This window comes from Glycomyces sp. NPDC050141, assembly GCF_055586545.1.
Genome location: NZ_JBVJHZ010000029.1, coordinates 1 through 22,080, shown reverse-complemented (window position 1 = coordinate 22,080; position 22,080 = coordinate 1). Strand labels below are relative to the sequence as shown.

General features: G+C 68.5%; 26 protein-coding genes. 9 read left to right on the top strand and 17 right to left on the bottom strand.

The genetic code is table 11. The features are described from left to right. Nucleotides 1-28: 28 nt before the first annotated feature. The gene (locus ACZ60M_RS17455) at nucleotides 29-445 is read right to left on the bottom strand and encodes a hypothetical protein (protein ID WP_465419246.1); all 417 of its coding nucleotides are present in this window, start codon (nucleotides 443-445) and stop codon (nucleotides 29-31) included. Beyond that, nucleotides 438-803: a hypothetical protein gene (locus tag ACZ60M_RS17450; RefSeq protein WP_465419244.1), complete on the bottom strand. Its 366-nt coding sequence runs from the start codon at nucleotides 801-803 to the stop codon at nucleotides 438-440. Before ACZ60M_RS17450 ends, ACZ60M_RS17455 begins: the two co-directional genes overlap by 8 nt. Nucleotides 804-938: 135 nt before the next feature. On the opposite strand from ACZ60M_RS17450, the gene ACZ60M_RS17445 reads away from it, so the two are divergent. From ACZ60M_RS17445 to ACZ60M_RS17425, 5 genes are read left to right on the top strand one after another with little or no spacing between them, the layout of a single operon-like run. Beyond that, complete coding sequence (locus ACZ60M_RS17445; RefSeq protein ID WP_465419243.1) at nucleotides 939-1,334, top strand: hypothetical protein; 396 nt, start codon at nucleotides 939-941, stop codon at nucleotides 1,332-1,334. Between the two features lie 47 nt (nucleotides 1,335-1,381). Continuing rightward, on the top strand, nucleotides 1,382-1,849 hold the full coding sequence (gene moaC, locus ACZ60M_RS17440) for a cyclic pyranopterin monophosphate synthase MoaC (RefSeq protein ID WP_465419241.1): 468 nt from the start codon (nucleotides 1,382-1,384) through the stop codon (nucleotides 1,847-1,849). Further along, the gene (locus ACZ60M_RS17435) at nucleotides 1,837-2,343 is read left to right on the top strand and encodes a MogA/MoaB family molybdenum cofactor biosynthesis protein (RefSeq protein WP_465419239.1); all 507 of its coding nucleotides are present in this window, start codon (nucleotides 1,837-1,839) and stop codon (nucleotides 2,341-2,343) included. The genes moaC and ACZ60M_RS17435 overlap by 13 nt, the downstream gene beginning before the upstream one ends. Next, nucleotides 2,343-3,503, top strand: a complete 1,161-nt coding sequence (locus tag ACZ60M_RS17430; RefSeq protein WP_465419237.1) for a molybdopterin molybdotransferase MoeA — start codon at nucleotides 2,343-2,345, stop codon at nucleotides 3,501-3,503. The genes ACZ60M_RS17435 and ACZ60M_RS17430 overlap by 1 nt, the downstream gene beginning before the upstream one ends. A 2-nt stretch (nucleotides 3,504-3,505) precedes the next feature. Further along, on the top strand, nucleotides 3,506-3,919 hold the full coding sequence (locus ACZ60M_RS17425; protein WP_392969360.1) for a molybdenum cofactor biosynthesis protein MoaE: 414 nt from the start codon (nucleotides 3,506-3,508) through the stop codon (nucleotides 3,917-3,919). Here the strand turns inward: ACZ60M_RS17425 and ACZ60M_RS17420 are convergent. Continuing rightward, on the bottom strand, nucleotides 3,916-4,569 hold the full coding sequence (locus ACZ60M_RS17420) for a copper resistance CopC family protein (RefSeq protein WP_465419234.1): 654 nt from the start codon (nucleotides 4,567-4,569) through the stop codon (nucleotides 3,916-3,918). The two genes, ACZ60M_RS17425 and ACZ60M_RS17420, sit on opposite strands and share 4 nt — an antisense overlap. A gap of 180 nt (nucleotides 4,570-4,749) precedes the next feature. On the opposite strand from ACZ60M_RS17420, the gene ACZ60M_RS17415 reads away from it, so the two are divergent. Next, complete coding sequence (locus ACZ60M_RS17415; RefSeq protein ID WP_465419232.1) at nucleotides 4,750-5,742, top strand: Gfo/Idh/MocA family protein; 993 nt, start codon at nucleotides 4,750-4,752, stop codon at nucleotides 5,740-5,742. 24 nt (nucleotides 5,743-5,766) lie between these two features. Here ACZ60M_RS17415 and ACZ60M_RS17410 read toward each other — a convergent pair whose 3' ends face one another. Beyond that, complete coding sequence (locus tag ACZ60M_RS17410; RefSeq protein WP_465419231.1) at nucleotides 5,767-6,648, bottom strand: hypothetical protein; 882 nt, start codon at nucleotides 6,646-6,648, stop codon at nucleotides 5,767-5,769. Nucleotides 6,649-6,739: 91 nt separating this feature from the next. On the opposite strand from ACZ60M_RS17410, the gene ACZ60M_RS17405 reads away from it, so the two are divergent. Further along, nucleotides 6,740-7,942, top strand: a complete 1,203-nt coding sequence (locus tag ACZ60M_RS17405; protein WP_465419229.1) for a hypothetical protein — start codon at nucleotides 6,740-6,742, stop codon at nucleotides 7,940-7,942. Here ACZ60M_RS17405 and ACZ60M_RS17400 read toward each other — a convergent pair. From ACZ60M_RS17400 to ACZ60M_RS17385, 4 genes are read right to left on the bottom strand one after another with little or no spacing between them, the layout of a single operon-like run. After that, nucleotides 7,939-8,778 carry a hypothetical protein gene (locus ACZ60M_RS17400; protein ID WP_465419227.1) on the bottom strand — a complete coding sequence of 280 codons (840 nt, stop codon included), beginning with the start codon at nucleotides 8,776-8,778 and terminating at the stop codon, nucleotides 7,939-7,941. The genes ACZ60M_RS17405 and ACZ60M_RS17400 overlap by 4 nt on opposite strands. Next, on the bottom strand, nucleotides 8,775-9,611 hold the full coding sequence (locus tag ACZ60M_RS17395) for a hypothetical protein (RefSeq protein ID WP_465419225.1): 837 nt from the start codon (nucleotides 9,609-9,611) through the stop codon (nucleotides 8,775-8,777). Before ACZ60M_RS17395 ends, ACZ60M_RS17400 begins: the two co-directional genes overlap by 4 nt. Before the next feature lie 29 nt (nucleotides 9,612-9,640). Beyond that, nucleotides 9,641-10,036, bottom strand: coding sequence for a YbaB/EbfC family nucleoid-associated protein (locus tag ACZ60M_RS17390; protein WP_465419223.1), 396 nt, complete (start codon nucleotides 10,034-10,036; stop codon nucleotides 9,641-9,643). A 2-nt stretch (nucleotides 10,037-10,038) separates the two neighbouring features. Beyond that, nucleotides 10,039-10,371, bottom strand: a complete 333-nt coding sequence (locus ACZ60M_RS17385; RefSeq protein WP_465419222.1) for a YbaB/EbfC family nucleoid-associated protein — start codon at nucleotides 10,369-10,371, stop codon at nucleotides 10,039-10,041. 195 nt (nucleotides 10,372-10,566) lie between these two features. Between ACZ60M_RS17385 and ACZ60M_RS17380 the strand changes: the two genes are divergently transcribed. Both ACZ60M_RS17380 and ACZ60M_RS17375 read left to right on the top strand, forming a co-directional pair. Then, complete coding sequence (locus tag ACZ60M_RS17380; protein WP_465419220.1) at nucleotides 10,567-11,799, top strand: hypothetical protein; 1,233 nt, start codon at nucleotides 10,567-10,569, stop codon at nucleotides 11,797-11,799. Then, the gene (locus ACZ60M_RS17375) at nucleotides 11,800-13,047 is read left to right on the top strand and encodes a hypothetical protein (protein WP_465419218.1); all 1,248 of its coding nucleotides are present in this window, start codon (nucleotides 11,800-11,802) and stop codon (nucleotides 13,045-13,047) included. 5 nt (nucleotides 13,048-13,052) lie between these two features. On the opposite strand, the gene ACZ60M_RS17370 is transcribed toward ACZ60M_RS17375, so the two are convergent. The 9 genes from ACZ60M_RS17370 to ACZ60M_RS17330 all read right to left on the bottom strand — a co-directional run. Next, complete coding sequence (locus ACZ60M_RS17370; protein ID WP_465419217.1) at nucleotides 13,053-13,670, bottom strand: hypothetical protein; 618 nt, start codon at nucleotides 13,668-13,670, stop codon at nucleotides 13,053-13,055. 3 nt (nucleotides 13,671-13,673) lie between these two features. Next, nucleotides 13,674-14,972 carry a hypothetical protein gene (locus ACZ60M_RS17365; protein ID WP_465419215.1) on the bottom strand — a complete coding sequence of 433 codons (1,299 nt, stop codon included), beginning with the start codon at nucleotides 14,970-14,972 and terminating at the stop codon, nucleotides 13,674-13,676. Between the two features lie 113 nt (nucleotides 14,973-15,085). Beyond that, nucleotides 15,086-16,333 (bottom strand): hypothetical protein, encoded by a 1,248-nt coding sequence (locus tag ACZ60M_RS17360; protein WP_465419213.1) that lies wholly within the window; start codon nucleotides 16,331-16,333, stop codon nucleotides 15,086-15,088. Nucleotides 16,334-16,342: 9 nt separating this feature from the next. Beyond that, nucleotides 16,343-17,575 carry a hypothetical protein gene (locus tag ACZ60M_RS17355; protein ID WP_465419212.1) on the bottom strand — a complete coding sequence of 411 codons (1,233 nt, stop codon included), beginning with the start codon at nucleotides 17,573-17,575 and terminating at the stop codon, nucleotides 16,343-16,345. A gap of 150 nt (nucleotides 17,576-17,725) precedes the next feature. Then, nucleotides 17,726-19,414, bottom strand: a complete 1,689-nt coding sequence (locus ACZ60M_RS17350) for a hypothetical protein (RefSeq protein ID WP_465419210.1) — start codon at nucleotides 19,412-19,414, stop codon at nucleotides 17,726-17,728. A gap of 5 nt (nucleotides 19,415-19,419) precedes the next feature. Next, nucleotides 19,420-20,184: a hypothetical protein gene (locus ACZ60M_RS17345; protein ID WP_465419208.1), complete on the bottom strand. Its 765-nt coding sequence runs from the start codon at nucleotides 20,182-20,184 to the stop codon at nucleotides 19,420-19,422. Nucleotides 20,185-20,220: 36 nt separating this feature from the next. After that, entirely contained in the window at nucleotides 20,221-20,553 is a 333-nt protein-coding gene (locus ACZ60M_RS17340) for a hypothetical protein (protein WP_465419206.1), read from the bottom strand. 112 nt (nucleotides 20,554-20,665) lie between these two features. Then, on the bottom strand, nucleotides 20,666-21,412 hold the full coding sequence (locus tag ACZ60M_RS17335; protein WP_465419204.1) for a hypothetical protein: 747 nt from the start codon (nucleotides 21,410-21,412) through the stop codon (nucleotides 20,666-20,668). A 43-nt stretch (nucleotides 21,413-21,455) separates the two neighbouring features. Continuing rightward, nucleotides 21,456-22,080 (bottom strand): hypothetical protein (locus ACZ60M_RS17330; RefSeq protein WP_465419202.1); only part of this gene is annotated, 625 nt, incomplete at its 5' end.

Below are 22,080 nucleotides of genomic sequence, written 5' to 3'. Positions count from 1 at the left end.
CCCAACGGTCGCACCAAGGCGCTCCCGCCTAAGCGGTCGCCTTGCGGCGCTTGAGGAGATACACCAAACCGACCGCTGGGAGCACCAGCGGCACGTACCCGTACCCCGACCCGAAGTGCGACCACACCGAAGGCTCCGGGAACCATTCCGGCACGACGAGACTCAGCGCGCCCACCGCGAGCACCCCGGCCATCTCCACGCCCACCGCGAGCAGCGCGAGCCCCCCGGCGCCGCGGATGATCGCGACCGCCGCCACGAGGTAGATGAGCGCGGCGATCGCGCTCAGCGTGAAGCTCACCGGCGCCTCGTCGAACTTCGTCGCGACCTGGAACACGGCCCGCACCCCGGCCGAGACCGCGAACACGACGTAGACGAGCACGATCAGTCGGCCGAACCCGGCCGCGAGCTCCCGCGGCGCCGCCGCCGCAGCCTCAGTCTCAGACATGGATCTGCAGCTCCCAGATCTGGTGGATGCGCAGCATGAGCGCCGCGACGATCACGCCCGACGCCGCCACGGTCCCGATCCCCCACCGGCTCCGGTCGATCGAGCCCCAGAAGCTCGCCGCGACCGGCACGAGGACCGCGGTCACCAGGTACGAGAAGAACAGCGCCTTCCCGCCGCCCGCCTCGCCCGGCACGATCGCGATCGCCACGGCCAGCTGCACGAGCAGCACGGCTTCGAGCACCGCGACCCCGACGAGGTGGCGGCGGCCGACCAGCGCAGAGCGGGCCGTGTCGACGAAGAACCAGGCGCTCATCGCCAGCGCGACGCCCTGGACGGCGAGGTAGAGCCATTCGATCACGCCTCGACGCTAATACAGGCCCCCGGAGCCGAATCCGAGGCCGCACCGCGAAGTGGCCGACGCGTAATGTTGGCCTGCCCCGGCCTCCCCTTCCGCCCCTCGCACCCTCCCTCCCCTCATGAAAGTGACCCGCCCATGCGCGCCTTCAAGTTCAGCGCCGCCGCGCTCGCCCTCGCGGCCTGGTTCGGCCTCGCCGCCGCCGTCACCGTCTGGTGCGTCGCGTACCTGTTCTGGGGCGAGTACGAGACCGTGAACGTTCTCGACGACGGGAAAGCGCAGTCCTGCGTCGGCACCTGGTGCACCGACGGGACCTGGATGCGCTCGTCCGCGACCCGCGAGGACGGCGACCCGATCACGATCCTCGGCGACTACGAGCCCGGCATGCAGGTCGACATGCTCGTCGGCCCGCTGCCCGGCCTCGGCCTGCCCTCCCGGTTCGAAGCGGTCTTCCCGCTGATCTTCGCCGGGCCCGGGATGATCACCGCGACGATCGCGAACGTCGCGTTCTGGAGCTCGCGCCGCGAGTTCTGAATGTCGGCGGTTCGGCGCCGACCCGCGCCGCGACTAGACTTCGCGGCATGGCTGACCTCACGCATGTCGACTCGTCCGGGGCCGCCCGCATGGTCGACGTCTCCGAGAAGGACGTGTCGCACCGTTCGGCGCTGGCGACCGGGCGGCTCGTGACCACCCCCGAGGTGGTCGCGGCGCTGCGCGAGAACTCGCTCGCGAAGGGCGACGCGCTCGCGACGGCGCGCATTGCGGGGATCATGGCCGCGAAGCGCACGCCCGACCTCGTGCCGCTGTGCCACCCGATCGCGATCAGCGGCGTGAAGCTCGATCTCACCGTGACCGACGAGGGCGTGCAGATCAGCGCGCGAGTGAAGACCGCCGACCGCACCGGGGTCGAGATGGAGGCCCTGACGGCCGTGTCCGTGGCGGCGCTGACACTGGTGGACATGGTGAAGGCCGTCGACCCGGCCGCCGTCATCACCGACATCAAGGTCGAAGAGAAGCTCGGCGGGAAGACCGGCACATGGCAGCGGTAAAGGCAGTAGTAGTCGTCGCCTCGAACCGGGCGGCTGACGGGGTTTACGAGGACACTTCCGGGCCCATCCTCGTCGCAGGGTTCACCGCGAACGGCTTCGACGTGTCCGGCCCTGTCGTCGTCCACGACGGCCAGGAGGTCGCCGAGGCGCTGCGCAAAGCGGTCGCCGACGGCGCCGACCTCGTGGTCACCTCCGGCGGGACCGGCCTGACCTCGAAAGACCTCACCCCGGAGATGACCGGCAGCGTCGTCGACTTCCACGTCCCCGGCATCAGTGAGGCCATCCGCGCCGCCGGGCTCGCGAAGACCCCGCACGCGGCGCTCTCGCGCGGCATCGCCGGGGTCGCGGGCCGCACGCTCATCGTGAACCTGGCCGGGTCGAAGGGCGCGGCGAAGGACGGCCTCGCCGTGCTCACCGCCGAGCTCGTCGAGCACGCCATTTCGCAGCTCCATGACGGCGACCACGTACGCGACGACAGCGAGGGGAACTCCTGATGACGACGAGCCCGCTCCCCTGGGCCGAGGCCCGCGAGACCGCTTGGGCCGCAGGCTTCGCAGCCAAACCGGCCGCGGCCGAGCTCTCGTTCGGCGAGGCGGTCGGCTCCGCGCTGGCCGCGCCGCTCGTCGCCGTCTCCGACCTGCCCGCGTTCCCGACCTCGGCGGTCGACGGCTGGGCCGTCGCCGGTGAGGGCCCGTGGCACACGAACGGCGCCGTCCTGGCGGGCCAGGTGCCCGAGCCGTTGAAGCCCGGCCAGGCCGTCAAGATCGCGACGGGCGCGCAGGTCCCCGAAGGCGCTGAGGGCATCATCCGCTTGGAGCACAGCGAGGTCCAGTACGGCTCCGTGACCGGCCCGGCCGCGCGCGAATGGCGCGAGGCGGGCGAGGAGGCCGCGCGCGGCGAGGAGCTGCTGCCCGCCGGGACGCCCGTGAGCCCGCCCGTGGTCGGCCTCGCGGCCGCCGCCGGGCACGCGACGCTGCCCGCGCACGCCCGGCCCGTCACGCGCATGGTCGTCTTCGGCGACGAACTCCTGACCTCCGGGGTCTCCCGGGACGGCCGGGTCCGTGATTCCTTGGGGCCCATGGTCCCCCACATGCTGCAGGCCGCCGGGGCTCAGGCCGGGCCGAGCATCGGGCCGGTCGAGGACACCCTCGAAGCGCACGTCGCGGCCCTGCGCGAAGCGCTCGACGACGCGGACCTGGTGTGCACCACCGGCGGCACCATGGTCGGCCCCGTCGACCACCTGCACGCCGCGCTCGCCGAGATCGGCGCCGAGTACGTGATCAACACGGTCGCGGTGCGGCCCGGGTTCCCGATGCTGCTGGCGCGCACCGGGGACGGGAAGTTCATCGCCGGGCTGCCGGGCAACCCGCAGTCGGCGGTGATCGCCGTCGTCTCGCTCGTCGCGCCGCTCATCGCGGGCCTGCGCGGCCTGCCGCTGCCGCCGCTGCAGCAGGTCACGCTCGCCGAAGCAGTCCCCGGACGCGGCGGCTTCACCCACCTCGCCCTCGTCGACCAGGCCGGGCACCGGCTCGGCCACCACGGCTCCGCGATGCTGCGCGGCCTGGCGGGCGCGGCCGGGTTCGCCGTGATCGGCCCCGAAACCGTTGGGGCCGAAGGCTCCAGCGTCGCCCTCGCTACCGTCCCTGGAGTGTGACCATGATCCGCGCACGCGTACTGGACGCCCCGCTCGACGTCGCCGAGCACGAGGCCGCGGTCGCCGCGGCCGAGGCCGGTGCGGTCGTGTCGTTCTCGGGCGTCGTCCGCAACCACGACCACGGCCGGGACGTGCTCCGGCTGTCCTACGAAGGGCACCCGTCCGCCGGTGAGCTGCTGCGGACCATCGCCGAGGAGATCGCGGCGCGGCCCGGCGTGCGGGGCGTCGTCGTCTCGCACCGGGTCGGCGACCTGGAGATCGGCGACCCGGCGCTCGTCGCGGCCGTCGCCGCCGAGCACCGCAAGGAGGCCTTCGACGCCTGCGCCGACCTCGTCGACGAGGTGAAGGCCCGCCTGCCGATCTGGAAGCACCAGTTCTTCGGCGACGGCACCGATGAGTGGGTCAACTGCCCCTAGGGCTGTTCGCCCTCGTCCTTCTGCTTGCGGCCCAGCACCTTCACGAGCACCACGCCGCCGACGACGACCACGAGCAGGCCGAGCAGGATCGCGGCGAGCGCCGCGCCCGTGTTCGAGTCGTCCTCGTCGTCTTCGGCGGGCATGCCGCCGGTCGCCCGGCTGGTCGTCTCCTGCGTCGCGGGCTCGGTGGTCGCGTCCCCGCTCGTGGCCTCGCTCGTCGGTTCGGAGCCGGGCGCGTACAGGCCCTCGGGGATCGACTCGACGGTGAACGTGATCGCGTCGTCGACGCGGTGGCCGTCCTCGGAGATCACCCGGAACGCCAGCGTGTACTCGCCGGGGGTGGTGTAGAGCATCGGCTGGATGAACGTGTCCCCGTCGTAGCCCGGGTCGGCGACGTCCACGACCGCGCCGCTCGGGTCGGTCACCGCGATCTCCGTGGAGGCCTCGTCGAGGATCTCGGAGAACTTCGCCGTGACCTCCGCGGGGGCCTCGGCCAGGGTGGCGCCGTCCTCGGGATCGGTGCCGGTGAGCGCGGCGTGCGCGGAGGCCGGGACGGCGAGGCCGAGCGTCAGGAGCCCGCCGCCGAGGACCGCTAGTGCCAGCGCGGCGGCGCGCCGGGCTTTGGAGCGGAGTATGGGAGTTCGAACCATTTCGCCATAGTGCCACGGAGCGTTCGGTTCCCCATTGCGGGAAAGGTCACATCAATCACCAGGTCACAGGAGGGACGTGACCGACAGTGATCCCCGTTGGCGAAAATGGCCCGGTTGGCGGAGATAGTACCGCTGACCCTCGTGTTGACGATCGCGAGAAGTTGTGGTGTGCTTACGTCCATGGTTGAACCGATCCGATGGGGAATCCTGGCGACCGGTGGAATCGCATCGACCTTTGTGGAAGATCTTGCCCTCCTCGACGATTGCCGCGTCACCGCTGTGGCCTCTCGATCGGCGGAGCGCGCCGCCGCGTTCGCCAAGAAGCACGACATCCCCCAGGCCTGGGAGTCCGTCCAGGCCCTTGCGGCAGATGACGAAGTGGACATCGTCTACGTCGCGACCCCGCACTCGCACCACTACCTGCCCACCCTCCAGCTCCTCGAAGCCGGCAAGCACGTCCTGTGCGAGAAGGCCTTCGCGTACAACGCCTCCCAGGCCCGCACGATGTTCGACGTGGCCCGCGAGCACCAGCGGTTCCTCATGGAGGCCATGTGGACCCGCTGCAACCCGGCCATCCGCGAGATGCGCCGCGCGATCAGAGAGGGCATGATCGGCGAGGTCGTGTCGGTGCACGGCAACTTCTCGTTCGCCTCCGACGTCGCGCCGAGCCACCGGCTCCGCAACATCGAGCTCGCCGGGGGCGCCCTCCTCGACCTCGGGGTCTACCCGATCACGTTGGCGCACCTGGTACTCGGCAAGCCCGACTCGATCCAGGCCCACAGCGTCATGGACACCACCGGGGTCGACGCGCAGACCACCCTGACCCTCAAGTACCCCAACGCGATCGCGCAGCTCTCCTGCTCCTACCGGGGCGGGCCCGCCAACGAGGTCACCATCTCGGGCACCGAGGGCCGCATCGAACTGCGCGACTACGCCTACCGGCCGAGCGGGTACACGCTCGTGCGGTACGACGAGTCGCCGCGCGAGTTCGAGGCGCCGTACGTCGGCCACGGCTACGTCCACGAGGCGCTCGAAGTGCACCGGGCGCTGCGCCAGGGACGGCTCGAGTCGACGCTCGTGCCGCCCCAGAGCACTGTCGAGGTCATGGAGATCATGGACGAGGCGCGCGCCCAGATCGGGCTGCGCTACCCCGGCGAGACCCACCCCAAGTAGCTTTTCCGAAGGCCCGCAGGCGGATCAGTACTCGATCTGCTTGCGGGCCTCTTCGCGCTTCGCGCTGATCGCGGCGTGCTTCTCGCGCAGCCACGCCACGCGCGCCTCGGCGTTCTCGATCGTGGTCTGCTCGGCCTGCTCGACGAGCACGCCGCGCCGCGCGGCCTCGTCGCGGAAGACCTGGTCGAGGTTGGGCAGCAGGGCCATCACCGGGCCGGTGAAGAACCCGGTCTCGGCCTCCTTCGTGCGAATCCAGCCCTTGTACTCGATCTCGCAGACGACTTGGCGCCGACCGGCTTCGGGGTCGCGGATGGCGAGGTCGGCGACCATCGCCCAGATCGTGAAGATCGCGGAAGTGGCCTTCTCGGAGACCCAGCCGCGGCCTGGGACGGGCGGCAGCAGGTTCTCGATGCTCTCGGTGAAGGAGTCGGTGGAGAGCTTCTGGATGATGCCGTCCAGGGAACGCGTGCGGACCGCTTTCACCTTGTGCCATTTGGCGTGGGAGCCGTCGAAGCCGACCTCTTCGGGGCCGATGTCGATGGTCCCGAAGTTGTCGAGGAGGCCCAGGAGCATCCCGGTGCCCAAGGGGGGCTTGTTGCCGGAGGTGATGAGCTTGCCGAGGCTCCACTGCCAGTCCTGCTGTACCGGCGAGGCCGGCAGCGGCAGCCGCTTGAGCAGGTCTTCGAGGTCGCCTTCCTTGAAGGCGGTCTTCGCGTCGCTCGCGAAGTTCACGGCGCCGTCGCGCTTCTCAACCGCATACCCGGTGGCAGCGTCCACTTTGCTCTTAGCAAGTCCCACTGCGGCGTCGCGCTTCTCGCGTGCGGCGTCGACGCCCACGTCGACGACCATCTTGCCCGCTTCCTGCGCGCGCTGCTTCATCTGCTCGAGGCGGTCTTTCATTCCCATGCGAGCAAGATACAGGTCTGGGGCCACCGCCCGGTCACCCAGAGGAGCCGGGGTCGCCTATCTTGTCCCTACCCCCTCCGGAAGGACCGAAATGACCCCCGCGCGCGACGACCTGCCCCGCCACCGCCGCTTCGGCGGCGCCTACCGCGACCGCGAGAGCGCCTTCCCCGAGCCGCGCCCGCTACTGGTGGGCGACAACGCGATGCGCGTGGTCAACGACCGGATCAACGCCGTCGCCCGGCCCTCGGCATCCCGCAACGACCCCCGCACGGGCCTGCCCAACCGCGCACCAGTGCGGGCCCTGCGCGAACCCGACCTGCAGCCCGGCCCGGGCGAAGGCCTCCTCTCGATCCTCGCCGACGGCGGCGCCACCGCCCCGGTGATCAGCGTCGACGGCGTCCCCGTCTCGGTCGGCAACGGCCAACTCGACCTGGTCCTGCTTTCCGGAACGCACCGCGTCGAAGTCCAAGGAACGACCACAGTAGACCCCGTCGAAATCGAGATCGCGGACGGCGGCAGGCACGGCCTCCAGTACTTCGCCGACCCCGCCACCGGCCACCGCGTCCTCGGCGAACTCCCCGAGACCACCGAGTTCATCCCCACGAACGCGGGCTGCTGGTCGTGGCTGGCGATGACCTCCCTGATCTGCTGCCTCCCGATGAGCGGGGCCATGATCGGACTGCCCAGCGAGAACTGGCACCTGCCGTCGGGCGTCGCCCTCGGCGTCCTCGCCGTGGCCCTCATCAGTGCAGGCCTGCCCCTGTACCGCCGCGCCAAAGCCAAGTACCACCGCGACCTCACCGCGCAGCGCCAAGCCGCGCCCCGCGAGCCCGTCCCCCACGGCGACAACGCGATCCACCTGGGCGCCAAGCCCACCGCCCTGCCCCCGCTCCCGGCGGGCCTCGCCGCGATCGACCTCCACCTCGAATGCGGCAGGCACCTCTGGGCAGGCCACCGCAAACCCGCCCACGGCTCATTCCTCGCCCGCGCCTGGACCCGCCCGCCCCGCGTCTACATCAACGGCACCGAGCAACCCGCCTCTTGGGGCCACTGGCGCTACCTCGTCCCCACCGGCGCCTACCAGGTCACCGTCGCCACCGACGGCCGCCCCACCAACCTCGACGTCCCCGCCCGCCACACCGGCAACCAGGAAAAGCACCGCGACCTCACCGTCGAAGCCCATGCAGGCCAAACCATCGCACTGCACGCCGAAGCCCACGTCTACGCCGTCTGGCGCCCCGCCACCGGCGAGATCGAATCCTACGAACCCCGCCTCTGGCTCGAACCGGCTTAAGCGCCCAGGACCGCCGCGAAGCGGCGTTGCAGGTCGGCGAGTTTGTGCGTGAACAGGTGGTCCCGTTCCTTCTTGGGGTCCGCACCTTGCACCAGCATCGGCGTCGCGTAGACGAACATGCCGCCGCGAACCATCCAGACCACTCGGCGCATGTGCGGCTCGCTCTTGGCGGCTTCGGCCACGGTCTGCGCCGTCCTGGAATCCTTGGCCCACACAGTAACCCGAACAGACGTATCCAAGAAGTCGTTGACTTTCCCCGCGATCGCACGGCCGATCAGGCTCTTCGTGAACCGCCCCTCCTTGATCACCGGCTTGTCCGCCTCCAAGGCGGAGGCCTTCGTGAAAGCCCCCGGCTCCTCGCACCAGGCGACCTCGTCGGGCACTTCGCCACGGCTGGAACGGTAGTCGCAGATCAAGTCGGGCAACTGCTCAGTGTTCCGCAGCACCCAGACCCGGTATGGGAGGACTTCACCGTCCTCGTCGGCATCGCACACGCAGAGGCTCTCGAACGAAACGCCCCCGCGCTCACCGCGGACGAGGGTCCGCACCCGCCGTATCGGCAGGCCGAGCGCCCGCAGATGCGCAAGGAGCGGCCCCCACTGCGGCAACGCGAAGGCCTCGGCATCGGATTTCGGGTCGACGTATTCGAGCCCGTTGGGGCGCGCGTTCCACTTCCACACCCCTGAAGCATCGTTGACCAGGTCGATCTTGGTCCTCGTCGCGTCAAGGGTGGCGTCGCCGATTACCAGGTCGGTCACATAGACGAGGTTGTCGAGCTTCCGCCAGACCCGGTTCTTGTCCTCCGGCCCGCCGGCCCAGGTCTCGGACCCGCTCATCGGGCCGCCTCCCAAAGCCGGTGGACCGCCGCGAGCGAGTTCAGCAGCGCGGCGACGCTGCGTTCGGGCTCAGCCGGGACATGCCGCGACTCCGCCCGGAAAACCATCAGCCAGCTTCCACGCACGGCCCAGCCGACATAGAACGGGGCCTGCTCGAACGGCACCTCGGCGAGGGCGCTCGCCTTGTCGAGCGAGGTGGTGTGCAGCTTCGGCATCGTCAACCGGTCCGCCGCATTCCCGACGGCCTTGGCAAGCCCCCGCCCGAACGCGCTTTTCTTCAGCGCCCCAGGCACTTTCAGCACACCGTCAGGCTCGTTCCAGGGCCCGGTGAACAGCTTGTACCCGCTCAGCCTCGGGTACCACTCGACGTGGTACGGCCGCCGCTTCCGCAACGCCGGGTCGTGCACGACCTCCAACCGCTCGTCCAGCACAGGTGTGCAGACGAAACGGTAGGGCCAGTGCGTACCCGCCGCGCCGAAGTTGATCGTGTCGAAGGTCGTGAACGGCAATCCGCCCCAGGAACCCTCGCACAGGCTCGTGACCTCGTTGAACGGCAACTGCAACGCCCGCATGTCCTCGATGAACGACGCCAGCCGCTCCCCCGGGTCGAAACCGGGCGCGGACACGCCGCCCCGGTACGCGTAGCCCGGCCCGCTCAGGAAGTCGCGCCAGTGCTCGACCCAGGTCCGTCCGATCTCGCGCGGCGTCGGCTCGCGCCGCAGGTCGTCCTCGGGATCGGGGAACGGGTCATCGAGGATCTTCGCGGCGATGTCGAGCGTCTTCTCGATCCTGCCGGGTTCCTTGGGGCCGTAAGGGTAGTCGGCGTTCGTCATCGAAGGGCCTTCACTGCCAGAAGAGTCGGCTACCGCCCGCGCTCGCGGTCGAAGCTCGCGCGCATGTGCTCGGGAAGCGTGTCGCGGACCATGCCCATCACGTCCATCCGGTCTCCCAGCAGGGACTGCGCCATCTCGGTCATCTTGACCCCGTACTCGGCCTTGGCCTGCTCGACGAGCATGATGATCGCCGGGCCGAGGCTCTGGCGCATCCGCATCGCGTACTCGTCGATACCGATCTCGGCGACCTTGCCCTCGGAGTCGAGCTTCACGCGCAGCAGGCCGTCGTCCGACACCACCTCGATCTGGGCGGTGCCCATCTCGTCCGCGAGCCGGTTGTACCGCTCCATCATCTGCTCGGCGTCCGCCTGCATCTGCTCGAGACGCCGCAGCATCTCCTGGGGGTCGCGGTTCATGTCGCTCATGCTCACGCCTCCGTCTCGGGTTCGATTCGCGTGAGGCCGCCGCCGAACACGTCGTCGCCGACGGACATGCCCATGATCCGGCCCATCTCCGCGGACAGGTCGGCCTGGACCTTCCGCTCCGCGGCCCTGATCGTCTCGACGATGACTTCGCCGAGCTCGACGCCGCTCAGTTCGAACGCACTGAGGCGCAGGTCGAGCACCTTGATGTTGCCCGCCGCCCCGGCGACCACGCGCACCTTGCCGTCCTCGCTCACGGCCTCGCCCTCGGCCTCGGCAGCGAGACGCTGGATCTCGCCCGCCTTGTGCTGCATGTCTGCTGTCGGATCAGCGTCCACGGCGCCTCCCTTCGATCTCGCCGCGCTCGCTTTTCGCCCGCGGTTCACCTGCATGCTAACCGGGTCCTGCCCACCTCACGCAGGGGCGCTGAACGTGTGCGGCAGGTGGCGTCAGGGCCGCCGCCGAACCCCACTGTTCACCCTGACCTATATTGGCTCGAACCCGCAACACTCCCCGCAACCGAGGTGATCCCTATGGGCGAGCCGGTCGGCATCACGCCATCGCAACTCGAACAGGCCGAACAGCAGCTGAAAGGCCAGCTCCCGGCCGCGCAGCAGCTCCAGGGCAAGGCCGACGACGAAGGCCTCGACATGATGGCGTGGGGCGTGCCCGGCCTGTTCTTCTCGCCCGGCTACTACCAGATGCTCGGTGAGCTCCGCGAGATGTTCGAGATGACCGTCGAGGGCCTGGAAGGGCACGCGACGCGCCTCAAGGACTGCCGCGAGGCATGGCAGAACATCGACTTCGAGAACGCGAAGGAGTTCGCGAAGTACGACCCCGAGGGCATCGGCGACAGCATCCAGTGGGGCGGGTCGACCTTCACCGGGAGCGACGGCAAGTTCGACATGTTCGAGATCGGCGAGTCGAAGAAGCAGTCCTACGCCAAGCCGATCTTCGGCGCCATGGACGTGGGCGAGAAGGTGCAGAAGGTCGGCAAGGCGGAGAACGCGGGCGAGCTCATCGGCGCCGTCGCCGACGTCTCCAACTCGGTCCTCGGCACGCTGAACGACTTCGCGCAGGCCGCCACCGACCCGCTCATGTTCCTCATCTCCGCCGGGCTCGACTTCGCCATCTCGTTCATCCAGCCGATCGACGACCTCGTCGGGATGGTCACCGGCAACGGCGAGCGGATGAACGCCGAGATCCAGCGCTGGGACCCCATCAAGGAGGGGCTGCCGCCGATCGGCGAGGCGATCGCCAAGGTGCCCGAGGAGATGCTCACCGAGTGGGCCGGCAAGGACGGCGACGCCGCCCGAGAGAAGATCGCCCAGTTCGCCGAAGCCGTCATCGACGTGGGCGACAAGATCCAGGTCATGCAGGGCCTGCTGCAGCTGACCGAGCTGATCGCGACCCTCATCCGCAAGACGCTCCTCGACATCATCTCCAAGTGGGCCAGCCACGCCATCATGACCTGGGCGGCCGCGGGTCCGCTGTCCGCGGTGACCTTCGGCGGGTCCGCCGTCGCCGCCCTGCTCAACATGATCCGCACCGCGATCCAGTCGATCGTCCTGGCGCTCAAGCGCTACAAGACGGCCGTGGATGCGTTCCTGCAGGCGCACACCATCCTCGGCCGCGTCGTCGACACGCTCGCCAAGGCCGCCAGCCCGCTGGCGGAGGCCGGCATCAAGTCGATCGGCATGATCGGCAACATGGCCGGCGCGGGCGGGCCCTCCGACTCCTCGATCATCGACGGGCTCAACGGCTAGATGGACGCCGGACACGGGTTCACCGGCCCCTCCGACATCGACCCGGCCCCGAAAGCCGCCTACCGGGACGCCACCGGGCGGCGCCATGAAGCACCGAACGCGCCCGCAATGCGCTTCGACTCGATCGCCGACTACCGCGAAGACCGCTCCGCGGACCTCGCGCCCAGCACCGGGAACGGCCTGGTCGACGTCCTCGTCTGCACCGCCGAATCCTTGGACGCCACCGGAATCCTGCTGCTCGACGGCACTCCCGTCGCCGCGGGCGACGGACGCTACCAGCTCGAACTCGCCCCGGGGCGCCACCGTCTCGAAGTGCAGGGCTACGACGCCAGCTCCACCGAGTTCAGCGTCGCCGCGGGCGAAACGGCGCACTTCACGACCGGCCAGAGCGTCGCCGTCCGCAACCAGGTCGACTTCCGGACGCAGCTGTACCGCGTCAAGGACGCCGCCGACCTCGTCCCGGTCCTCTCACAGCGGGCCGCGAACCGGTCAGGCATCGGCTGCCTCACCGCCCTCATCGGCGTCGTGCTCGTCATCACCGCCGCCGTCGTCTCGCAGTTCGTGGAAGGAACGGCCCTGGAGCTCGGGTTCGGACTGGCCGCGATCGCCGGGCTCGCGGCGCTCGTCACCGGCACCGTCCTCGCCTTCCGCACGACCAGTCGGCTCCACAAGCGCGCCAAGGCGAACCGCCTCCCGGCCGCACGGTCCGCCGCCTCCGCGGCGGCGCCGCTGACCGGCCCCGCCGTGGCGTTCCCGTCCCCGCAGGACGCGAAGGACTGGGCCGCGGGCCGTACAGTCCGCGGGCCGCTCATGGTCTTCGACCTGTTCCTGTACCGGCTCACCCGCCGCGCCGACGGCACCGCCGCCTACAGCGGGACCGGCGAGGCGCTGGCGCTCGCGCACGCCGCGGAGATTCGCACCTGGATCGACGGCGTCGAAGTGCCGAGCGACTGGGCAGCCTGGTACTACCCGCTCACCGCGGGCGAGCACCGCTGCCGGGTCGTCTACGGCGACAACGAGGCCGAACTCGACTTCACGTTCAAGACGGCCGCCACCGCCGACATGACGGTGGTCCACATTCCCGTCCGGGTCTTCCGCATCCTGGATGAACGCCACGGCACCGTCACCGGTTTCCCGCCGGAGATCGCACAGTGGACCACCAAGGTCCCGCAAAGCGAGGTCGGCGCGATCGTCAACGCCGACAACAGAAGAGCGACCGACTGGGTCCCACCGCGCAGCTGGCCCTAGGCGGCTCAGCGACGCAGCAGGTCGATCCCCGAACCGTCCGCGAACACGATGCGGTGGTACGAGCCGACCGGCTTGACCCGCTTGAGGAATCGCGTGGTGCGAGTGCGGTCCACAGTGCCCTCGTACCGGTATTCGGACGCTGAGAACTCGACGACCGTCTCGATAGGCACGGGCCGGTAGTCCCGGTGGGGCTTGCCGGGGGTGGGTTTCTCGCTGAAGAACTTCGTGTGCGTACGGGCTTTCACGCCGAGGAACGCGACACGGCGGTCGGTCAGCGCCCAGATGCCGCTGCGCCGCATAGCCGACGTGGCGATGCTCCCCGCCCGGCTGCCGAGCCCTCCGCCCCAGACGATCGCGGCCGGGCGGCGACGGCTCGGCGAACCGAAGTCGCCGCCCGCCTCGGCGGCCAACATCATGATCCAGATGACGAAGAGGTACAACGGGATCCGCAGGATGAACCGCCCGACCGCCGCCCAGACCTGGCCGACGGTCGGGTACGGCTTCGGCATGCCCTCGAACTCGGCGAGACGCCACGAAGGCACGTACTGCTGAAGCTTTTCGCCCTGCTGGAGCCAGGTCTGCTCCAGGAGCACCTTGCCGTCACGCCGGAGATCGAAGGCCATCGGCTAGCTCTCGAGTTCCTGGAGCAGCTTGTTCAGCTCCGAAGCGGCCTCGTCGTCAGCGCCCTGGTAGTCGCCCACGCAGGTGCGCAGCTTGATCGCGTTGCCGTTGAGCGCGTCCTCGATCGCGGTGATCGCCTCGGTGAGACCTTCGCAGTTCTCGTTGTACGCGGACTCGAAACCGAAGACGCCGGGCAGTCCCCAGGTCATCTCGGCCGCGGCCGCTTCGGACGCCACGCCGTGGATGGCCCCGGCGTTGCCCGCCAGACCGTCGAAGCTCCCGGCGGTCGTCTCGAGCTCGCTCAGTTCCACGACCACCGGACCGCCCCCGGCACCTCTCGACGAATAGGTCGCCGAGGAGTAGGCGTTCGTGGCCGTAGTCATCGCGGTCCCCGTAGCGGTGCCGAGCCCTGCCGCCAGACCGGTGCCCGCCTTGATGCCCGCGTTCTTCAGGATGCCGACCCAAAGATCCTTACCGGCAAGGTTGGAGAAGGTGCCTCCGGCGCCTCGGGCGCCGCGGAAGGGGTTCTTCTTGAGGATCTTCATCGAGATGAGGCCGATCTTCTCGAAGATCTTGGCGGCCTTCTGGAAGCGCCGGACCCCGCGGAGCACCATCTGGTAGCTCTTGATCGAGGCCGAGACCAGGAACGTCGCAACCGAGGCGCCGAACGACCACGCACTGTTCGCCAGCGCGATGAGGCCGCGGGTGATCAGCCACGACACGAGCTCGGCGAGGATCGACTTGATGCAGCCGTAGATCGCTTCGGCGAGCGCCTGGGCCCAGCCCAGCAGGGTCTGCACGCTCGTGGCCTCGTGGGAGGCGGCCATGATCGCGGCTTCCATGGCGTACAGCTGCTCGTACGCGGAGTCGGCCGCCTGGCCCTGCCAGCTGGTGAGGTTCGAGCTGATCGCGGAGCCGGTCTCGCCGCTGAGCGCCTTGAGCGCTTCGGCGACCTGGCCCCAGGTGTCGCCCTGCTTCTGCATGGCGTCGGGGTCGCCGGAGACCATCTCGAGGATGTCGTTGAGGGGATCGACGAGTTCGAGCACGATCGTGAGCCCGGCGTTGGCGAGGGCGTAGATCGGGTCCCTCATGGCCATGAGGGCTTCCATCGCGAGTCCGCTGATGTCGCCGAGAACGCCCGCGCCCGAGGCCAGTCGGTCGTCGCCTGCGATGGTGTCGTAGATGCCGGTGGCGATCTTGTAGGCGCCGCCCGCGACCGGGACGCCGCCGGCGATCTTGTCCATAGTGCTGGGCGTCTCGACATCCGGGTACTGGGTGATATCCGAGCCGTACTTGTCTGACATCGGAGTGAACTCCTCGCTGCGGGGCTTGTGGCGGGATGGGAATTGCGGTCACGCACAGAGCTTCAACATATCGCACCGGTGCCATGCGGCACCGGTGGTGAGAATCGGTAGCGTCAGCGGAGCCGTTTGCGCCCGGGATCGATCTCCACCCGGGGCGTCAAGGTCTCGACGTGGCCCTCTTCGGGACGCCACACCCGGTACAGGTGCGCGCAGGTTCGCAGGTCGGTCACCGAGCCGGCCTCGACTTCGAAAGCGACCTCCCCGCGAGCGGTGGCCTCGCCGGTGTGGACCGCCTTGCCGCGCAAGGGATCGAAACGCCCGTCGATCTCGACGGCGAGCCGATGCTCCCCCGGAGGGAGCGGGTAGAACCAGCTCCCCCACGACGAAGGCACCGGCATACCATCCATAGTGGCTGTCGGAGCGGCCGCGTACGCGGCCGAGAGGTCCGCGACGTCGCCGAAACGGGACACCGGCGCGCCAGGCCGCTGCTCAGCGCTCACGCGGTGCAGGTCGAGCTGGAAGCGGACCGTGACGCCGGTCGCGTCCGACGGGAGCGACTCCCGAAGCCTCACGCCGTCGGCCAGGTGCAGGGCACTGCCCCACCCGAACGGCTCAGCTCGCCCCAGACCGTGATCGGAATGGCGCGCCGCCGCCTTCTCGCGTTTCGAGCGGTCCGAGTTGAACACCAAGGCGCCCAATATCATCACGACCACGGCGACCGGCAGCGACAACCAGAACAACAGGGTCCCCAGCGAGGTGAACTGCACCATCTGGCTGCCGAGCGGGCGGTCTTGCGCTGTCGCGTAGGCGAAGACGACGGCCGCGATGCAGGGCAGCACCCCCATCGCCATCACCGTGCCCCCTATGCGGCGCTTGAGCTTCGAATCGGGCGTCACCGGGCGGAGCCGGTGAACCGAATCAACCCTCCTGATCGGACTGACATGCCGACCGACCGAGACCAGATGGGCGTCGAGCACCGTCGTCAGGCAGACCCGCTGCGCCGCTGACACCTCGACCGACGCCTGCGCGGCGTCCCAACCCTGGGTCTCCACGATATGGCGGCTTGGCTCGACCTGGACCTGGTAGCGGCCGTCCCCACAGCCGACCACGACCCCGTCGACCAGGAGCACCCCGCCCCCATCGCCGTCGTGGGCCGAGGAGAGCAGTACATCGATCACCGCCAGCCCCTGCTCGGGCTCCACATCATGCGAACCACCCGCGAGGAACACCGCCGAGTCGTCGGCCGCCACCGGGTGCGACCAGTCGAAGACCTCTACTCGAGGGGGTTTCTGCACCCACGCGCCGCTCGCGCGAGCGGGCAGGGCACTGGCGTCGCTGTAGTCCAACGGCCGTTTCGTCATGCCGCGACTCTAGGCGGTGAAGGCATCGGCGATATCGGTGTCCGAACCGCCGGTGCCGATGAGGCGCCCCACCGTGCCGACGGTCTTGACCCCGGCCTCGGCCCAGGGCCCGGAGACCTTGCCCATGAAGTCCAGCACCGGCTTCATGATCTTGTTCGTCTTCGCGAACGTCGCCATCACGTCGTAGACCTTCTTGATGGCCTTGCCGATCGTGACGACCGCGTTGACGATCGAACGCACCAGCGCCGAAGCCGTCGACGCCCCGAAACTGACCACCGAGGTCGCCAGCGCGAGCAGCCAGGCGGTGACCTCCTGGACGCACCAGTCGGCGACGAGGCTGATGAGCCACTTCTGGATCGCCGTTGACAGCGCCTCGCACAGCCGCAGCAGGCTCTCCAGAATGATCGTCCTGTCCGCCAGCTCGAACACGCCCTCGGCGAACTCGCCGATCTTCTCCCGGGCGGCGTCGCCGTCCTTGCCGTGCCACTCGTTGAGCGCGCCTTCCGGCAGCGCGGCGATGGCCTCCCCGATGGGGTGCATGGCTTCGCGGATCTCGCCCCACCGCTGGATCTCGTCGCCCATGCGGGAGGGGTTGCCGGTGACCAGGCCGATGAGGTCGTCCACCGGTTTGATGAGTTTGACGAGGAACTCCAGGCCGTTCTGGAGCAGGAGGCTCACGGGGTTCTCGAAGAACGTGCCGATGTCGCCGCCGAGCTGGAACACCGAGTTGGTGAGATCGCCGAGACCGCCCATGACGCTGGAGGCACCGTCCTGCGCGCGGAAGACCTCCTTGACGGCATTGACGCCGTTCACGGTGTTGTTGTAGAAGGTCGGGCCGGTGACGCTCTTCCACGAGTCAGTGCGGAAGGCGTCGCCCCCGCTGGAGTAGTTGAAGGTGGTCCCCGCGAGGTTGTACGCCTCGCCGAGCCCTTGGGGGTCGAGTTTCGCGAAGGCCTGGGCCATCTCGTCGTCGGCGTTCTGCCAGTCGGTGCGGCAGGCCTCGATGCGTTCGGCGTGGCCTTCGATGCCGTCGGCCATCATCTTGAACAGCGAGCGCATTTCGCCGACCATCGAGAAGTACGGGGTGGCGAACGTGGCCATCCCGCAGAGCCCCCAGGCCATGACGTCCATGCCGTCCTCGTTGACCTTGTCGCTCAAGGTCGCTGCGTCGGGTTGGACCTGGCGCAGGGCGTTCTCGGCTTCAGACAGTTGGCTGGTGGTGACGCCAGTGATGTCGACCATCGGGGACTCCGGTTCGGTGGGCTCGTGTTGCTGTGGATCGGGAGGTTCTCTTCCACCGCGACGGGATCGCGGTCCTGGTCCGGGGTGTCCGTCCCCGCGTGCGGTCCGAGGGCGGCGGCCGTCGTTCGGTCGCCGCCCTCGGGATCGTCGCTACGCGTAAGGGTCTTCTTCTTCGTTGCCGATGCCCCAGACGTCGTCTTCCTCGGTCAGCCAGGTGCTGGACTCGCCCTCACCCTCGCCCTGACCGCCCATGCCGCGGCCGCCACCGGCGCCGCCCATCATGCCGCCGGCCATGCCCTTGCCGCCGCCCATGCCTTTGCCCATGCCCTTCGGGCCACCGGCACCGCGGCCACCTGCGCCGCGACCACCAGCTCCAGCACCGGCACCGCGGCCGCCACCGGCGCCGCCCATCATGCCGCCCATGCCAGCACCCATGCCGCCGCCGAGACCGCCACCGGCACCACCGCCGATGCCGCCACCGGCACCGCCGCCGAGGCCACCGCCCAGGCCGCCGCCGAGCCCGCCGCCACTGCCGAGGCCCCCGCCGGAGGCCAGACCACCGGAGATGTCATCGGGGTCAGGGGTGGAGGAATCCCACGGGTTGTCGTCCAACCCGCCGCTGTCAAGGCCACCGGTGTCAGGCGTCGAGGGGTCGAAGTCTCCGGGGTCGGTAGTCGGAGGGGGGTCGAAGCTGCCGAGGTCCGTGGACGGCGTGTCCGGCGTCTTCATGTTGTCCATGCCGCCGGGGGAGGGCATGCCGCCCCCGCCGCCGGGCTCCATCGGGGGCAAGTTCGTGGTCGGTGCGTTGGGGTCCTTGAGCGTGGTCTCCTTGGCCGGCACGGATGTCGGCTGGATCTCGCCGACAGCGGTGCTGGTGCTGTCCTTGCGGGAGATCACGTCCTGGTTGACGATGTTGGCGCGTTCTTCGTAGTCGCTCGCTGCCGATTCGGAGTCCTGCTGGACGGTTTCGCTCGCATCACCGCGGGCCATTTCGGCGGCCTGGTCCTGGGTGATGTTCTCGTCCTTGTACTTCTGCATGTAGTAGTTGGTCCGGTCTTCGATGAAGTTGTGCACCTCATCGGCCCGTTCCGTGTCGAAGCCGGCCATCTCCATGAACCGCTTGCCGCCGGCGTCGGGCTCGCCGCACCCGTCGCCGAAGGGGTCCTCCTGCTTCTCACAGGTGCCCTTGTCCCAGAACGGGGGACGGATGTGGATCTCGTTGACGCCCCAGAAGCCGCCGTCGTCCCACCACAGCTGGGGAGCGGGATAGGGGACCTCGCCGCCGCTGCCCTGCAGGGCGTAGATCTCTTCCTGCTTCTGGTTCAGCATGCCGAGCGCGGTGTCGCTTGCGTCCATCGTGCCGATGTCTTCGAGGATCTGCTTTAGGTTGTCGAGAACGACGGTGACCTGCTCTTCGAAGGCGTCGTAGTCGGTGCCCGTCCATTCCTTCGACAGGCTCTCCAGCGCGCCCTTCAAGGCCGGATCGTGGAAGCTGATCTTGCCTCGGAAGTCGTCCCATCCTTCTTTGATGGTCTGGATCGCGTAGTCGTTGGGGCTGCTCGGTCGGATGTCGTCGACGACCTGTTGCACGGTCATGTCATCCGGCATGGCCATGCTCGAGGACCTCGCCTTGACCGTCTGGTCGCGGACGGGAATGGCGGACATGAGCTTGAGCCAGGCCTTCTCTGCGTCGGTGCCGACCTTGGTCGAGCAGTCACCGCCGCAAGGACTCTGCGAGAGATATTTGGACTCCGTGTAGTCCTTGTCCAGACCTGATGCATCGGAAACGGCGAGTTCGTCCCGTTCCCTCTTCTCATATTCTTCGACTTCGTCGCCCATGGCTGCTACTCCTGAGGGATACGAGCACTAATAGACTCGTGAGTTTGCGGGACATACTCTTCGATGAGCCACTGCTGCAGCTCGTCGTTGGTGAACGGGTAGGACGCGTAGTCCTCGGGGCTGCCATCGGCGAGGCCCATGTTGATCGCCTCTTCGTAGTAGGCGACCGCATTGTCCTTGTTGAAGTCGATCGAGACCCACAGCAGCCACTGACCGTCACGGATATAGGCGTCGTAGTAGTAGCTCTGGTCGTCTTCGGCCACGAAGAGCTTTCCTTCGTCCCATTCACCCGCGAGGTCCTCCTCACCGGTGAATTCGAAGCCCGCTCCGCCCTCGGCTCGTCGATCCTGGTCAGGACCGGTGCGCTCCTCGTAGCTGAGCTGCGCGTCTTCCTCCGTGTCCCACGGAACGATGCCGACCGACACTTCCCCTTCGTTGATGCCTTCCGCACCGTCGATCTCCTCATAGGTCGACACGTCGACCATTCCGAGGCAGCTGAGGGCCTGCGCGTCAAGGCCCTCCCCGTAGGGAGCGCTGGTGAACTTGCCGTCGGGGGTGTCAATTGTCTTGATCTGCATGAAGTCGACGATCGGCTGGTTGCCGTCAAGGACCTCGCAGGGGTCCCAAGACCGGATCTCGTCGCCGACCGGCGATCCTTCAGCGCCGCTGTCGCTGTCACCGCCCTCATCGCCGCTCATCGCACCGCAGCCGGTGAGGGCGAGCAAGGCGGAACTAGTCGCGAATGCGAGGACTGCGTTTCGGTACTTCATGCTGTCAGGCTCTTTCTCTCTGCCGGTCCTGGCTGGTTAGCTCAGCTCGTTCTCATAGCTGGACGTCTCGGACACGTTCATGCCCTCGGCCTCTTCATTAAGATCGATCGAATCCTGAAGGGTCTTGAGCATCCCGTAGTAGGCGGCACGAGTCGCTTCGACGTTGTCCCAGGTGCCTTGGTGGAACGCCTTGTACCGTTCCATTGCCGTCTTCGAGCCGTCGAGATCGCCGAACGCAGGCTCCTTGTTCAGCGCGCCCCCCTCCATCATCAGCGGCTGGAGCTCGTCCTCCAGCGGCTTGAGCAGCTGTTCCCTGACGACGCGCATGAACTCCTCAAGCGCTTCGGGGTCGAACTTGCGCTGTGCCATAGGGGGCCCTCCGAGGTACGGCGGTGTGGGTGCTAAATCTGATTTTCAGGTTAGCAGGGGCTCGCAACCCGTACAGTCCTGGCAAACTGCAGTGAATGCACAGCTCAGCGGGTTAGCGGAAAGCCGCTTCGGGCAGGCGTTCGGCGAGGCCGGTGACGAGTGCGATGCGGTTGGGCACGGAGGCGAGGCGCAGTGGTTCGTGCCGGGCGGCGTAGCACCAGGTGCCGTCGAGGACCAGCACTGTCTTGGCGGGGATGACCGTTTCGAGGAGCCAGGATCGCATCCCTGCGTCGAGCACGCGTTGCGCATACGCAGGGTCGGCTCCCAGCACACCGAATGCCCGGTCGAAGTCGCGGTCTCCGGTCGCGAGCCGCAGCCTCCGGTGGATCCACAGCGATACCCGCATCCGACGGCGACGGGTGATGAGTAGTGGTCCTGCGCTCCCCGGCAGGCCGACCGCGACCGCATCGGCCCAGTGGTAGTCGAACGCCATGCCCAGAGCAGTGCGAGGCTGCGCCCGGCTCGGGTTCCCGTTTCGGATGCCGTGCTGCACGATCCAGTGCCAGGTGGTCGGCCGGTGCAGCAGCAGCTTGACGTTCTCCTCGAGTGGCGTCGCCGCGATCCCGGCGAACAGCTTGGCGCTAGAGCCCGAAAGACCCCGGCGCTTCCCGCTAGCGCGCACCGCATCTGCGTTCTCGACTAGTGCGAACCCGTGCTCGCGCGCCCATCGCGGAACCTCGTTCGCTTGCCTGGAGATGGTCCGGGCCCGTCGCCCATAAATCACGGCAACGGCGACCACGAGTGCCGCCAGCAACGCCACCACGACCGCGTTGAACACCGCCGTCCCGTCGATTTCCATGCTCACACCATGTCATCCGTGCCCGCGCGCCGAGAACGGGCGGTCAATCGGGAATCAGCCCCTCGAACGCTTCCTTGATCTCCTGGTCGACCGCTTCCCAGTCCTCAGCGCTCGCTTTCAGCTTGTCCGCCGAACCGCTCAGCGCGCTCTCGCAGAGTTCGATCTGTTCGGTGAGGTCGTTCGCAGTCTGTTTGTACCGGTCCTCGAAGAGCAGCGCGCAGATGCCCCAGGTCAGCTCTCCGTCGGTGGTCTCGCGGGCGACGTCGGCGATGTGGGTCGCATCAGTGGCGAGCGGCCGCAGCTTGGTCTCGGCGCAGCTGATCGCCTGGATGTCGGCAACGATGATCCCCGCCTCGACGACGGAGGTAGACGAAGGCATCGCGGCGTCGGAGTGCCCCAGCGTCGAGAAGAGCGGTTGCGCCGCGTTGCCCGCGGCGGTAGCGACCGCGCCGCCCGCGGTGAGCAGCACTCCCTTGGTCGCAGAAAGGGTTTGGGAGCCCGAGATCGCGATGCAGATGTCGGCGAACTTGTTGGCGATCTTCATGGCGTTCTTGGTGAAGCCGAGCGCCTTGAACATTGAACCCTTCTCATCCTGGGTGAGTTCCGTTGCAGGGCAAGGAAGAAGCTCCTGGTACAACAGCAGTCGCCAAACACACTGCGCCCCAGGA

What these genes read in the sequence shown, in the direction of transcription:
- ACZ60M_RS17435 (WP_465419239.1), top strand. Translation starts at nt 1,837, where the DNA reads ATGGCAGCGGTAAAGGCAGTAGTAGTCGTCGCCTCGAACCGGGCGGCT.
- ACZ60M_RS17445 (WP_465419243.1), top strand. Translation starts at nt 939, where the DNA reads ATGCGCGCCTTCAAGTTCAGCGCCGCCGCGCTCGCCCTCGCGGCCTGG.
- ACZ60M_RS17390 (WP_465419223.1), bottom strand. Translation starts at nt 10,036, where the DNA reads ATGAGCGACATGAACCGCGACCCCCAGGAGATGCTGCGGCGTCTCGAG.
- ACZ60M_RS17455 (WP_465419246.1), bottom strand. Translation starts at nt 445, where the DNA reads ATGTCTGAGACTGAGGCTGCGGCGGCGGCGCCGCGGGAGCTCGCGGCC.
- ACZ60M_RS17360 (WP_465419213.1), bottom strand. Translation starts at nt 16,333, where the DNA reads ATGACGAAACGGCCGTTGGACTACAGCGACGCCAGTGCCCTGCCCGCT.
- ACZ60M_RS17345 (WP_465419208.1), bottom strand. Translation starts at nt 20,184, where the DNA reads ATGAAGTACCGAAACGCAGTCCTCGCATTCGCGACTAGTTCCGCCTTG.
- ACZ60M_RS17340 (WP_465419206.1), bottom strand. Translation starts at nt 20,553, where the DNA reads ATGGCACAGCGCAAGTTCGACCCCGAAGCGCTTGAGGAGTTCATGCGC.
- ACZ60M_RS17380 (WP_465419220.1), top strand. Translation starts at nt 10,567, where the DNA reads ATGGGCGAGCCGGTCGGCATCACGCCATCGCAACTCGAACAGGCCGAA.
- ACZ60M_RS17405 (WP_465419229.1), top strand. Translation starts at nt 6,740, where the DNA reads ATGACCCCCGCGCGCGACGACCTGCCCCGCCACCGCCGCTTCGGCGGC.
- ACZ60M_RS17375 (WP_465419218.1), top strand. Translation starts at nt 11,800, where the DNA reads ATGGACGCCGGACACGGGTTCACCGGCCCCTCCGACATCGACCCGGCC.
- ACZ60M_RS17365 (WP_465419215.1), bottom strand. Translation starts at nt 14,972, where the DNA reads ATGTCAGACAAGTACGGCTCGGATATCACCCAGTACCCGGATGTCGAG.
- ACZ60M_RS17415 (WP_465419232.1), top strand. Translation starts at nt 4,750, where the DNA reads ATGGTTGAACCGATCCGATGGGGAATCCTGGCGACCGGTGGAATCGCA.
- ACZ60M_RS17370 (WP_465419217.1), bottom strand. Translation starts at nt 13,670, where the DNA reads ATGGCCTTCGATCTCCGGCGTGACGGCAAGGTGCTCCTGGAGCAGACC.
- ACZ60M_RS17335 (WP_465419204.1), bottom strand. Translation starts at nt 21,412, where the DNA reads ATGGAAATCGACGGGACGGCGGTGTTCAACGCGGTCGTGGTGGCGTTG.
- ACZ60M_RS17395 (WP_465419225.1), bottom strand. Translation starts at nt 9,611, where the DNA reads ATGACGAACGCCGACTACCCTTACGGCCCCAAGGAACCCGGCAGGATC.
- ACZ60M_RS17410 (WP_465419231.1), bottom strand. Translation starts at nt 6,648, where the DNA reads ATGGGAATGAAAGACCGCCTCGAGCAGATGAAGCAGCGCGCGCAGGAA.
- ACZ60M_RS17420 (WP_465419234.1), bottom strand. Translation starts at nt 4,569, where the DNA reads ATGGTTCGAACTCCCATACTCCGCTCCAAAGCCCGGCGCGCCGCCGCG.
- moaC (WP_465419241.1), top strand. Translation starts at nt 1,382, where the DNA reads ATGGCTGACCTCACGCATGTCGACTCGTCCGGGGCCGCCCGCATGGTC.
- ACZ60M_RS17355 (WP_465419212.1), bottom strand. Translation starts at nt 17,575, where the DNA reads ATGGTCGACATCACTGGCGTCACCACCAGCCAACTGTCTGAAGCCGAG.
- ACZ60M_RS17350 (WP_465419210.1), bottom strand. Translation starts at nt 19,414, where the DNA reads ATGGGCGACGAAGTCGAAGAATATGAGAAGAGGGAACGGGACGAACTC.
- ACZ60M_RS17430 (WP_465419237.1), top strand. Translation starts at nt 2,343, where the DNA reads ATGACGACGAGCCCGCTCCCCTGGGCCGAGGCCCGCGAGACCGCTTGG.
- ACZ60M_RS17425 (WP_392969360.1), top strand. Translation starts at nt 3,506, where the DNA reads ATGATCCGCGCACGCGTACTGGACGCCCCGCTCGACGTCGCCGAGCAC.
- ACZ60M_RS17400 (WP_465419227.1), bottom strand. Translation starts at nt 8,778, where the DNA reads ATGAGCGGGTCCGAGACCTGGGCCGGCGGGCCGGAGGACAAGAACCGG.